12 protein-coding genes and 2 pseudogenes are annotated in these 12,381 nt (G+C 42.0%); 9 read left to right on the top strand and 5 right to left on the bottom strand.

The window, feature by feature from the left end:
- Positions 1-12 precede the first annotated feature (12 nt).
- From H8S54_RS15410 to H8S54_RS15385, 7 genes are all read left to right on the top strand, one after another.
- A complete protein-coding gene (locus tag H8S54_RS15410) occupies positions 13-795 on the top strand; it encodes a LytTR family DNA-binding domain-containing protein (RefSeq protein WP_186901774.1) in 783 nt (260 codons plus the stop codon).
- Positions 796-969: 174 nt separating this feature from the next.
- Positions 970-2,952: an alkyl/aryl-sulfatase gene (locus tag H8S54_RS15405; RefSeq protein WP_186901773.1), complete on the top strand. Its 1,983-nt coding sequence runs from the start codon at positions 970-972 to the stop codon at positions 2,950-2,952.
- A 28-nt stretch (positions 2,953-2,980) separates the two neighbouring features.
- Positions 2,981-3,181, top strand: coding sequence for a DUF1214 domain-containing protein (locus H8S54_RS19185; protein WP_334292259.1), 201 nt, complete (start codon positions 2,981-2,983; stop codon positions 3,179-3,181).
- The gene (locus H8S54_RS15400; RefSeq protein WP_186901772.1) at positions 3,181-4,149 is read left to right on the top strand and encodes an alpha/beta hydrolase; all 969 of its coding nucleotides are present in this window, start codon (positions 3,181-3,183) and stop codon (positions 4,147-4,149) included. The genes H8S54_RS19185 and H8S54_RS15400 overlap by 1 nt, the downstream gene beginning before the upstream one ends.
- A gap of 183 nt (positions 4,150-4,332) precedes the next feature.
- Entirely contained in the window at positions 4,333-5,721 is a 1,389-nt protein-coding gene (locus H8S54_RS15395) for a condensation domain-containing protein (protein WP_186901771.1), read from the top strand.
- 22 nt (positions 5,722-5,743) lie between these two features.
- Positions 5,744-5,974: an acyl carrier protein gene (locus tag H8S54_RS15390; RefSeq protein WP_021925093.1), complete on the top strand. Its 231-nt coding sequence runs from the start codon at positions 5,744-5,746 to the stop codon at positions 5,972-5,974.
- 12 nt (positions 5,975-5,986) lie between these two features.
- On the top strand, positions 5,987-7,531 hold the full coding sequence (locus tag H8S54_RS15385) for an AMP-dependent synthetase/ligase (protein ID WP_186901770.1): 1,545 nt from the start codon (positions 5,987-5,989) through the stop codon (positions 7,529-7,531).
- A 135-nt stretch (positions 7,532-7,666) separates the two neighbouring features.
- Here H8S54_RS15385 and H8S54_RS15380 read toward each other — a convergent pair whose 3' ends face one another.
- Both H8S54_RS15380 and H8S54_RS15375 read right to left on the bottom strand, forming a co-directional pair.
- Positions 7,667-8,245, bottom strand: coding sequence for a TetR/AcrR family transcriptional regulator (locus tag H8S54_RS15380; protein WP_186901769.1), 579 nt, complete (start codon positions 8,243-8,245; stop codon positions 7,667-7,669).
- A gap of 36 nt (positions 8,246-8,281) precedes the next feature.
- Positions 8,282-8,437 carry a rubredoxin gene (locus H8S54_RS15375; RefSeq protein WP_021925090.1) on the bottom strand — a complete coding sequence of 52 codons (156 nt, stop codon included), beginning with the start codon at positions 8,435-8,437 and terminating at the stop codon, positions 8,282-8,284.
- Positions 8,438-8,739: 302 nt separating this feature from the next.
- Between H8S54_RS15375 and H8S54_RS15370 the strand changes: the two genes are divergently transcribed.
- Positions 8,740-10,128 carry an alanine/glycine:cation symporter family protein gene (locus H8S54_RS15370; protein ID WP_173765740.1) on the top strand — a complete coding sequence of 463 codons (1,389 nt, stop codon included), beginning with the start codon at positions 8,740-8,742 and terminating at the stop codon, positions 10,126-10,128.
- A 39-nt stretch (positions 10,129-10,167) separates the two neighbouring features.
- Here the strand turns inward: H8S54_RS15370 and H8S54_RS19180 are convergent.
- Positions 10,168-10,320 (bottom strand): annotated as a pseudogene (locus tag H8S54_RS19180) (DUF6783 domain-containing protein).
- Here H8S54_RS19180 and H8S54_RS19175 point away from each other — a divergent pair.
- Positions 10,258-10,392, top strand: a pseudogene (locus H8S54_RS19175) (DUF6783 domain-containing protein); the annotation flags it as partial. The pseudogenes H8S54_RS19180 and H8S54_RS19175 sit on opposite strands and share 63 nt — an antisense overlap.
- A gap of 19 nt (positions 10,393-10,411) precedes the next feature.
- Here H8S54_RS19175 and H8S54_RS15365 read toward each other — a convergent pair.
- Together H8S54_RS15365 and H8S54_RS15360 are read right to left on the bottom strand one after the other, a co-directional pair.
- A complete protein-coding gene (locus H8S54_RS15365) occupies positions 10,412-11,761 on the bottom strand; it encodes an MATE family efflux transporter (RefSeq protein WP_186901768.1) in 1,350 nt (449 codons plus the stop codon).
- A complete protein-coding gene (locus H8S54_RS15360; RefSeq protein WP_186901767.1) occupies positions 11,751-12,203 on the bottom strand; it encodes a MarR family winged helix-turn-helix transcriptional regulator in 453 nt (150 codons plus the stop codon). Before H8S54_RS15360 ends, H8S54_RS15365 begins: the two co-directional genes overlap by 11 nt.
- Positions 12,204-12,381: the final 178 nt, after the last annotated feature.

Here is a 12,381-nt window from a genome sequence, read left to right as displayed (position 1 = left end):
AGGATAACAAAAATGGGAATTATTAATATAATTTCAGATAGAAAAAATATAACTTTGAATTCGGATGTGATTCTTTATATTATAATGAACGGAAAAATTGCGGTGATTCATATTGTCGGAGGGAAAGTATACCAGACGCGTATTGCTTTGAAAGATCTGGAAGGACTATTGAAGGAAGATTTTGTAAAAGTACATAGAGGCTGTATTGTGTCAGTAAAAGCTGTTCACGAAGTGACAGATATGGTAAATCTCAGCAATGGAGAAGAATTGCCATATACTGTTCGCAAGAAAAAACAAATAGTGACTGAGATTCAGGAAAAGCAGAAAAAAATGATTAATGCTTTGGGAAAAAAAGGTATTCCTGCTACGAAAGAAGAATATTGCCGTCATTATAGTTCTTTTGAATATCTGCCCATTGCATTTACGGACATAGAAATGGTATTTAATGAAGAAAGCCATGCGGTAGACTGGATTTTCCGTTACGCAAATCAGGAACTCGCCAAATTAGAAAAGCTTTCACTGGATCAGCTGCTTGGAAAATCTTTTGGAAGTCTGTTTGCCAATATGGACCCGAAATGGCTGCGAAGTTATGAACGTTCGGCACTTTATGGAGAAGTACTGGAACTTATGGATTATAGCCCGGAAGTAGACAGAAACCTGAAAGTAATTTGTTTTCCTACTTTTAAGGGTCATTGTGGCTGTATCTTGTTTGATCTGGATACGATTAAGGCAGTTGACAGTAGTAACAATATCCATAAAATGTGGAATACATACCTGAAAAATCGTACAAAATAACTAAAAAAATATGTCGTTTTAAGCCGTTTGGATGTCGTTTTGTTCCATGTTTATTGACTGGAATAAAACGATATTATATTATATTATTTATATATTAAGTAACTTCTACTTATATTTTCCAAGATTTACAGTAAAGAAGACTTGAGCTTTTTATAAGGAAGGGGGCAAAATATCATGAAAAGAAAAAAAGTAATTACTTTGATTACTGTTGCATTGGCATTTACCATGACTGTTTGTGGCAGCTCGACCGCAATTGCAGCATCAGAATTAACAGCGGAAAGTAAACCAGCCACCCAGTATACGATTGATGCAAATCAGGAAGTTTATGCGTTGCTGGATTTCGAGGATACTGCGGAGTTTGAGAATGCTACAAAGGGGCAGATCGCTTCTCCGGATACTTTGGATATTTATGATGAGAACGGAAAGCTTGTATGGAGTCAGACGGCATATGCTTTTCTGGATCAGGACGCTCCGGATACAGCGAATCCCAGTCTTTGGAGAAACACACAGCTGAATCATATTTATGGTCTTTTTGAAGTAACCGATGGAATTTATCAGGTGCGTGGCTATGATATGTCCAATGTCACATTCATAAAAGGTGATACAGGATGGATTGTAGTAGATCCATTGATGAGTGTAGAGTGTGCACAAGCGGCTCTTGCCTTGGTGGAAGAGAATCTGGGCACTTTTCCTGTAAAGGCAGTGATTTACAGCCATTCCCATGTTGATCATTTCGGTGGAGTCAAGGGAATTGTTTCGGAAGAAGAGGTACAAGCCGGCAATGTGCAGGTAATTGCACCGGAAGGCTTTGAGAAGCATGCTGTCAGCGAGAATATTTATGCAGGTACTGCTATGGGACGAAGAGCAAGTTACCAGTATGGAACAATGCTTGAGGGTGGTGAAACAGGATCCCTTGCCATTGGTATTGGTATGGGACAGTCCAAGGGCAAAACAAGTTATATTTCTCCTACACTTGAAATCACACAAACTGGTGAGAAGCATACCATTGACGGAGTGGAAATTGAATTTCAGCTTACTCCGGGTACCGAAGCACCGGCAGAGATGAACTTCTGGATTGAATCGAAAAATGCTTTGTGGATGGCCGAAAACTGTACAGGAACACTCCATAATCTGTATACACTCCGCGGAGCCCAGGTGCGTGACGGAAACGCATGGGCAGAGTACATCATGGAATCTCTGGCTCTCTATGGTGATAAGGCAGATGTGGTATTCCAGTCCCATAACTGGCCACATTGGGGAAATGATACCATTCAGGAATATATGACCAATACTGCAGCTGTATATAAGTTTATTAACGACCAGACACTGCTCTACATTAATGAAGGTTATACGGAAACAGAGATTGCCAATATGATCCAGCTTCCCGAGGAACTGGAGAAAGTCTGGTATACCCGTCAGTATTACGGTACAGTTTCTCATAATTCGAAGGCAGTATATGAGAAATATATGGGCTGGTATGACGGTAATCCCGTCCATCTTGCTGAACTTACACCATCGGATTATGCCCAAAAGCTGGTAGAATATTTCGGTGATACAGATGCGGTTCTTGAAAAAGCAAAAGAAGATTTTGCAAAGGGAGAATATCAGTGGGTTGCCCAGATTACCAATACGCTGGTTTTTGCTGATCCGGAAAATACGGATGCACGTTATCTGTGTGCGGATGCATTGGAGCAATTGGGATATCAGGCAGAATCAGGTCCATGGCGCAGTGCTTACCTTTGTGCTGCACAGGAACTGCGAAATGGTACAAATACCGATGATGCAACGCGAAGTAGCGGTAATGGTGATGTTTTCTCACATATGACACCGGATATGATTCTGGATTATCTGGGAATTCTTGTAGATACGACGAAGATTCCAGATCTGACCTTTACAGCAAATCTTATATTGCCGGAAGGTAATTATGTACTCCGTGTGAAAAATGGTGTACTTCTTTATCAGAAAGATACACAGGATGCGGATGCTGATGTGACATGGACTACCAAACGTGCTGGACTGCTGTCTATTATTCAGAAAAACGCGGAGAATGTTGCAGCTTTGATTCAGCAGGAGGGTGATGAGACCTGCCTGACACGATTGATGGATGCAGTTACGGTTACGTCAGACTATAAATATTTTAATATTATTGAACCATAAAGTTTTGGGCGGAAGCAGAAGGATATGAATAGTAGCTCTTGCAGGGCTTGGTGCCAATACAGTTGAAGTTGCGCTGTATCCAAAGACAGAGCAGGATGCACCTGAGGATACTACCAATTGGCTTCCTGTAGGTGACGGAGGCTTCCACCTGTATATGCGTATTTATACGCCTGATATGGATGCATTGGAGACATGGACTGCACCGACCATTACAGAAAAAGGACTATAATGAAAAAGAAAATTTCTAAAATATGTGCTGTTCTTCTTATTATTGCTTTGGGCTCTATGGAGACAGGCTGGCGCCTTTTCAATATGATGATTTGCTGCAAACGGGGCGCCCGGAAAAAAGAGAGAAAGAAATGGTTTGAATTGTCGCACATCAGGGAAAACCATCCTCAGAATGGGTATGCAGAGGAATATAATGAGAGTAAAGAATGGTGCTTTGCACAGAAGATGCAGGACTGCTATATCAGAAGTACAGATGGATTAAAGCTGCATGGATTTTATCTGCCGGCTGAGAATGCAAAACGGTTTGTTATATTAAGCCATGGATACCGTGGCAGTCGATTTGGCACCATGTCATTTATGGCAAAATACCTCCATGAGCATCAATGCAATCTTCTGTTTATGGAACAGCGCTGCTGTGGTGACAGTGAAGGGAAATACATTACCTTTGGGGCAATGGAGCAATGGGATGTTCAGCAATGGGCAATCTATGTATCTGAACGAAACAAGGAAAAGCTCCCTGTGTATCTGTATGGGCAGTCTATGGGAGCGTCAGCTGTACTGATGGCATCCGGACATACGCTTCCTCCGGAGGTGAAAGGTCTGATTGCTGACTGCGGCTTTCATTCCATGGAAGGACAAATGCAGGATATGGCGGCTAACTGGTTTCATCTTCCTCACATTCCCTTGCTTTTAATGGAAATGGACTGGTTCTGTAGTTTACTGGCTGGATTTCACATGAAGGATGCAGATACTACAGAGGCAATGAAAAAGAATACAAGGCCGGTCCTTTTTTTCCACGGAGAAAAGGACACCTACGTTTATCCTCATAATTCATTTCAGAATTATATGTTATGTAAAGCTCCGAAGAAGCTTGTTATTGTTCCCGGGGCACGGCATCTGTGCAGTGCCTATGCAGACCCTGCGCTGTATCAGAATACAATGATGCAATTTTTTGAAAAATACGATTAACAGTACAGCAATACTCCTTCCTGACCGGAACTTATCAAACAAATTTTTGTAAAAGGTTTGATAAGTCCCGGTCAATTTTTTGTAAAGTGTTCGTTAAGTCCGAGCGGTACTGGTATTTCCCTGAAATATATGCTATTTTCTCATCAAGAGCAAAAAACAGGGGCAATGGAGGTTTGATTAAGAATGAGAGAGTACTATCCTTTAACTGCTGCTCAGAAAATGCATCACAACTGGATCGTGGATTATGGAACACAACAGGTGTCCGGTGTCAGTGTTGTGGCGTCTGTACAAGCTGAACTGGATTTTGGATTATTGAAAAAGTGTATCCAGATGGAAATAGAGCGCTCAGGCTGTACCAGAGTACGCTTCACCAAACCGGATCAAGAGGGAAATGTGAAGCAGTATATTGTAAAACAGGATCCTCGTGATATTGAACTGAAGGATTTGTCCGGAATGGGAAATCTTGCAGAAGCGGATGAACTGATGCAGCAATGGGCATATGAAACATTTGATGGTGATAATATTCCCATGTGCGAGTTCACCATGCTGAAGCTGCCGGAAGGATATAATGGTTTTTTTGTGCATATGGATCATCGGTTGATTGACTCCTGCGGACTGGTTGTAATGATCGGGGATCTGTTCCAGCTGTATACCTATTACAAATATGGAACAGCATATCCTCAGGAATTGGCTGATTTCCAAACAGTACTGAAAAAGGACCTGGCAAAGGCCGGCAATGAAAAGCGTTTTGCAAAAGACAAGAAATTCTGGGACGATCAGCTGGATGCCCTGGGAGAGCCGCTGTATTCCGATATTCAGGGCCCGTCTGTACTGGAGGCCGCCAGAAAGAGGCATGGAAATCCGGAACTTCGCTCCTCTGATATTGAAATGCAAAATTTATTTGTGGCAGTAAAGGATTATCATCTGGAGCCGGGGGCAACTCAGAACCTGATTGATTTCTGTATGAATCATCAGCTTTCCATGACAAATCTTCTGCTGCTTGGCATCCGTACTTATCTGTCTAAGGTAAATGACGGACAGGAGGATATTACGATCCAGAATTTTATATCCAGACGTTCCACTCATGAAGAGTGGACCTCTGGCGGAAGCAGAACGATTATGTTTCCATGCAGAACCGTAATCTCGCCTGAAACAGATTTCCTTTCTGCTGCTTATGAAATTCAGAATATGCAGAATCGTATTTATATGCACAGCAATTACGATCCGGCACTTATTATGGAAGAGATGCGAAAAAGATACAATACACCGGAGCACACCAGCTATGAAAGCTGTTATTTGACTTATCAGCCCATGCCGGTAAAAGTGGAAAATGAAATGCTTGGAACTGTTCGCCAGCATGCCAAATGGTTTGCAAATGGTGCAGCAACCAAGAAAATGTATTTGACTGTATCTCATACAGAGGATGGTGGAATGAATTTTTCCTATCATTATCAAACAGCACATCTGGAAGAACATGATATGGAACTTCTCTATTATTATATGATGCGTATTTTATTTAAAGGAATCGCAGAACCGGATATGAGCATCGGTGAAATTATGGAACAAATTTGATAGTATACCAGGAGGACGTATAATGAGTCAGGAAATGGAATTTAAAAATATTGTAGCCCAGTATAGCAAAGTGGCACCGGAAGAAATGACAAATGAAATGAGGTTCCGTGAGGATCTTGGATTCAGCTCTCTGGATTTCATGTCTTTTTTAGGTGAGCTTGAGGATACATTTGATATTGAACTTGAAGAAAACGAGGTAATGAAAATCGTAACCCTTGGAGAGGCACTTCAATTGCTGGAAAACCTTCAGTAGGAGGAAATGGATATGCTGGTCAGAAATATATTAGAAGAAAGCGTACAAAAGTTTGGTGAAGTCAAAGCCGTAAAATGGCTTAATAAGAAAGAAATTTCAGAGAGAAGCTATTGTAAAATAATGGAAAATGCAGCTTCTGTCAGAAAAGGTCTTCTTGCAGAGGGTTTTGAGGGAAAACACATTGCACTAATTGGCACCAGCTCTGTAGAGTGGATTGAAAGTTATCTTGGGATTATTACAGGATGTACAACAGCAGTGCCGCTTGATGCAGCACTTCCCTGCGAGGATCTGGTAGATCTTATCAATCGCTCCGATTGTGCAGCCCTTTTCCTAAGTCCGAAGCACAGACCATATCTTGAAGTATTTCTGGCAAATTGTCCGGGGCTTCAGAAGGTATGGATGCTTCAGGAAGAGGTGGAGGATGTACCGGAAAAGGTATACAGTATCAATGAGCTTCGGAATATAGGAAATAATGCATCCAAAGATGCTGCCTGTCCGGATGCGGAGGATATTGCAACTATTATTTTTACTTCAGGAACAACCGGAAAAAGTAAGGGAGTTATGCTGACTCAGAAGAATCTGGCATCTAATGTTGAGGCTGTAAAAATTTCAGCAGAACCGGGAACCGTGATGCTTAGCGTACTTCCCATCCATCATGCATTTTGCCTTGTTATGGACTGGCTGAAGGGCTTTTCCCAGGGAGCAACTCTTTGTATCAATGATTCTTTGCTCCATATGGTCAGAAATATGAGCATTTTTAAACCAGACATTATGCTCATGGTACCCATGATGATTGAGACAATTTATAAAAGGCTGGCTGCTTCTGACCCGGCAATTCCAAAACAGGTTTTGGCAGAGAAGGTATTTGGAGGAAAGCTGCATACCATATTTACCGGTGGGGCGCATCTGGATCCATATTACATTGAATATTTTGCACAGTACGGTATTCAGATACTGGAAGGCTACGGAATGTCAGAATGCTCACCTGTTATCAGCAACAATACACCGGAAAATAATAAGCCTGGATCTATTGGAAAGCCTCTTGAAAACGTGGAGGTCAGATTTGAAAATGGGGAGATTCTGGTGCGGGGAACAAGTGTCATGAAGGGCTACTATCAGATGCCGAAGGAAACCCAGGAGACTCTTACGGATGGCTGGCTTCACACAGGAGACAAGGGATATATGGATGAGGATGGCTATCTGTTCATAAACGGAAGAGTGAAAAATCTGATCATTTTGTCAAATGGTGAAAATGTATCTCCGGAAGAGATTGAGAATAAACTTGCCCTGAATCCCCTTGTAGGTGAAGTGATCGTAACTGGTGAGAAGAATGGTCTGACAGCCCGGATTTATCCGGAGCAGGCAGTGGTGGAAGCAAAGGCATTAGATGCAGAGTCTGTTAAAGGACTGCTTCAGGCATTTTTAGATAAGTACAATCAAAATCAGCCGACCTATCGTCAGATTACAGGATTGATTGTTCGGAAAAATCCCTTTATCCGCAGCACAACGAAAAAGATTAAGAGGCAGGATGCTCTGATTGACGAACCTCTTGCATAACAAAAAGGCTTTCTGCATGGCTCACAAAGTGTGATGCACATCTTGCAGAAAGCCTTTTTAAAGCGGACATTCGCAATCCGCTTCACTACTTGCTCATGAACGCAGTCGCTTCGCTTATCTGCGTTCAAACACGTATTAGGACAAAAGGGGCAGCATGCCGGATAAAAAAACCTGAGACAAAATATCAGCGACAGCTTCCGGCTCCAGATCGAAATTATCCCTGGTCCATTTGTGAAGGACACCAATGGTGCTGCCAATTGCACAGGTGATCACATAGGAAATTTCTTCCTTTGTGTGTTTATTTGGACTGGAATTGGATGTGGCATCAGTGACGTAGTGATGGAGCATGGTCAGCATTTTTTCAAACAAGTCATTGCCATGAGGTGTGCTCAAAAGACTTGCAAGAAAAGGATTCTCTATGGTGTACTGACAGATTGACAAAAAATAGGACCGACAGATATCCAGGTCATTTTTGGGATGGAATTTTTCCATCATGGAAAAAACATCACAGATTGTTTTCTCTTCAACGGCAGCTACCAGCGAGGGGATGTCCTGGTAATGATTATAAAAGGTGCTTCTGGCGATACCTGCAGCTTTGATGATGTCAGATACTGTGATCTTATCAGGAGCTTTTTCCCGTGATAGTTTAAAAAAAGCACCTAAGATAGCCTCATTGGCCACATAATATCTTTCGTCAGGAACTGGATTCTGCATAGGCGCACCCTCCCTCTCTTCAATTATTCAACAAAATTATTCCTGGGAAAACTGATCCTTTCCTACAGAACACAGAGGACATTCAAAGTCTTCCGGAACATCCTCCCATTTCGTGCCAGGTGCAATTCCACCCTCTGGATAGCCCTGCTCTTCGTCGTATTCCCAACCGCAAACATCGCATACATATTTCATAAACAAATCCTCCTTATTAAATGATAATAATTACTGTTATTATGTAGAAATTATAAAACATTTCATAATATTTGTCAATATTTGGATGTGGCTTCGCTTGATAAATTATCTTGACAATAGAGGAAAGAAAGCATATACTGTTAACAATTAAAAATGTCAGGGAAAATATTTGTCTGACACTAATTGAATACGTATACACACAGAAGAGCGATGTTGTTCAGAACATGGCTCTTTTTTGTATTTATGCAAGACTCGTAAAAGGCTGTGCGTGTATGCAAATATCAAAAGGGAGGACGTATATGATGGAGAGATTAAACGAAATTGTAACAAAAGTTGACGATTTTGTGTGGGGGCCGGTGATGCTGATCCTGCTTGTGGGAACTGGAATTTTTCTTACAATCCGGACAAAATTTCTGCCCTGGAGAAATCTGGGATATGCGTTAAAGAGTACGCTAAGCAAGGAAGCGCGTACGAAAAGCCGTGGAGAAGGAGATGTCTCTCCTTTTTCTGCACTGACTACTGCTCTTGCTGCTACAATTGGAACCGGAAATATTGTTGGCGTTGCCACTGCTATGGTTTCAGGAGGACCTGGTGCTTTGGTGTGGATGTGGATTTCAGCAGCCTTTGGTATTACGTCCAAGTTTAGTGAATGTATGCTGGCAATTAAATACCGCGAAGTGAATGCCAAAGGTGAAATGAGCGGCGGCCCTATGTACACAATGAAAAAAGGACTGAAAAATAAGACTTTGGGAGTAATTCTGGCATGGCTTTTCGCATTTTTTGCAGTTGTAGCTTCCTTTGGAATCGGAAATATGACTCAGGGAAACTCTATCGCAAGTGCACTTCATGCTACATTTCATGTTCCGGTAAGGGTCTCTGGGGTTATTATAACAATATTAACATTATTAATTATTGTTGGTGGAATTAAATCCATATCCAAAGTATCATCTGTAGTTGTGCCGGTTATGGCAATTTTCTATGTGATCTGTGGACTTATTGTGATTTTTGGAAACATTTCCAACTTGCCTTCAGGACTTTCTATGATCTTTAAGATGGCATTTTCCGCAAAAGCTGTAGGCGGTGGCCTTTGCGGCAGTATTGTTGCTTCTATGATGAGTGCTATGCGATACGGTGTTGCGCGTGGAGTTTTTTCAAATGAAGCCGGCATGGGTTCTGCAGCAATTACGGCTGCTGCAGCGACTACGGATAACCCGGTTCGCCAGGGCTACATAAATATGACAGGAACATTTTGGGATACGATTGTGGTATGCACCATCACAGGTCTTGCAATTGCTTCTTCCGGAGTACTTGGCACTACTGATGCAGCAGGAAATCTGCTGACAGGATCTGATGTTACTATTGCAGCATTTGAAACTGTTCTTGGAAGTGCCGGAGGATGGCTGGTAACCATTGGAATTACATTATTTGCATTTTCTACCATTCTTGGGTGGGAATATCATGGAGAAAAAGCTTTTGAATATTTATTTGGAACACATAAGTACAACATGATTTACAGAATCGTATTTTCTCTGGTAGTATATGTCGGCTGTACACAGACCTTGAGTCTGGTATGGAACTTTTCTGATATTGCCAATGCTTTGATGGCAATTCCGAATCTGATTTGCATGCTGCTGCTCAGCGGAGAGATAGCGAAAGATATTGGAGCATTTCAAAAAGAAATAAAGAAATAAAAAAATCAAATAAGAAATATTGTTATCAAAAAAGTCTCTTTACACCAGAAATAAGGTGCTAGAGCGTGTTTGAAAAATCATTCCCGCAATCTGCACGCCCCACTTTGCGGTATATTTTGCCCGAATTCAGTTGCCGTAGCCCGCTACGGCGCCCTCATCCGGACAAAATCTCCCACAAATTGTGACGCACATCTTGCAGAAAGCCTTTTTCAAACACGCTCTAGGAGACTTTTTTGTAATATTATGAATTTGTCAGTTTTATGAAATTCTATATTGGAAAATCTTATGCGGCTTTTTGTGCCTTCATTTTTTTATTAAAATAGATAAAAAACAAGGTATTCAATATAATTCCCACTGCTGTAGAAGCAGGCGCAGCCAAACCGATTTTGGTCAGGCTGGCATCAGGCTGAATACTCATATAATAGGACATTGGCAGACGAACCAGAAGAGTCTGGAAGAGTCCCTGAAACATCACCCAAAGTGTCTGATTGTTTCCATTAAAATAGCCTACCATACTGAACATTATGGCAGTCAAAATGGTTTCAGGAGCGAAGCCCTTCAGATAATCATAGCCTTTCTGGATTACAGCTGTGTCAGTTGAGAACAGACCGGCAAGCACATTACCCTTAAACATAACCAAAATGAAAACCAGACATCCAAATACAAGTCCTACTCCAATTCCTGTAAACATGGATTTTTTTGCACGCTTCTGTTTTCCGGCACCAATATTCTGGGAAACAAAGGAAGCCATGGACTGCATCAGTGAACTTGGAATCAGCATGGCAAAATTTACAATTTTGCAGGCAACACCGTAGCCAGAGGAAGCTTCAAGTCCCAGCCTGTTGACAAATGCACAGAGAGCCAGGAAGGAAATCTGCGTAAGAAATTCCTGAAGTGCCAGCGGAAGACCGATTCCCAGAAATTTTTTGCACTGATGGTTAAAACAAAAATCTTCTTTTGTGATGGAAAACGGAAGCTTCTTTTTGATTAAAATCACAATGGCGCAAACAACGCTGATGGCCTGTGCAAAAACAGTGGCAAGTGCAGCACCGGCGGCATCCAGATGCAGTCCTGCAACCAGCAGCAGGTCTCCGAAGATGTTGACGATACAGGCTACCAGTACAAATAAAAGCGGTGATTTGCTGTCTCCAAGGCCACGGAAAATAGCAGCCAGCAGGTTATAGGCTACTATGAAGAAAATGCCGCTGCCACAAATACGCACATAGCTGGTGGTCAGCGCAAGTGCCTCCTGTGGTGCCTGCATAAGCACAGAAATGGGGCGTGCAAAAGCTACCATAATTACGAACAGTGCAGCTGAAATTACAGCAAAAACAACTGCTGCGCCTCCAATTACAGAACCAATCTGTTCCGGTTTCTTTTCCCCAAGATAACGGGCAATGAGAACTGTAATTCCCATTGCAAACTGCGTTACTACAAAGGTGACCAGATTCAGTACCTGGCTTCCGGTGGAAACCGCGGAAAGTCCGGAGGTGGAGCCAAAGCGGCCTACTACCAGAAGGTCTACAGCACCGTAAGCAGCCTGCAGTACCAGTGCGCCCAGAATAGGAAGCATAAACAGGGCAAGCTTTTTCAGAATACTTCCTTTAGTAAAATCATTTTTTTCATTTTTCAATGGAAATTCTCCTTTCGCACATAATTTTATAAAATTTTTCAATAGTGCGGATCATACATAGGGCATCCTCCTCTGAAATTCCCTCCATGCAGGAAGCCAATGCATGGAAATACTGTTCATTGTATTTCTGGTGCAGTTCCTCACCTTTGCCTGTAATGGAAAGATAGGTGACGCGGCCATCCACAGGAGACGCAAGCTTTTTCACATAGCCTTTGGCCTCCATATCCTTGATGGTTCTGGTAACGCCTGGTCTTGGAAGTGCCAGCGCGTCGCTGATATCCGACACCTTCACCTGAATTCCTTTAAGCTCCAGGGAATGTATCACATCCAGATACTGAATGTAAGAGGAGGTCACTCCCTCCGGCAGTGGCGGCAGCATATCCCGGATTCTTTTCGCCTGATAAAAGGCATCCATCATTCGTTTTAACAGTTCAATGTCCATATAGATGCTTCTCCTTAAAAAGTAGTAGAGACTCATGATAAATAATTACCATAAGTAATTACAATTGGTAATTATAATGAGGAGAAGGGTAATTGTCAAGATACCTCTATCTTTTTTCAAACTAAAAAATCCTCTTGAAATGATGGGAGTGAATACCCATCAATCCAAGAGGATTTAC

The sequence above is a fragment of the Blautia segnis genome, from assembly GCF_014287535.1.
Taxonomy (GTDB): domain Bacteria; phylum Bacillota; class Clostridia; order Lachnospirales; family Lachnospiraceae; genus Blautia_A; species Blautia_A acetigignens.
Note: the sequence above shows the minus strand (reverse complement) of the source record. Positions and strands in the feature narration are given on the sequence as shown.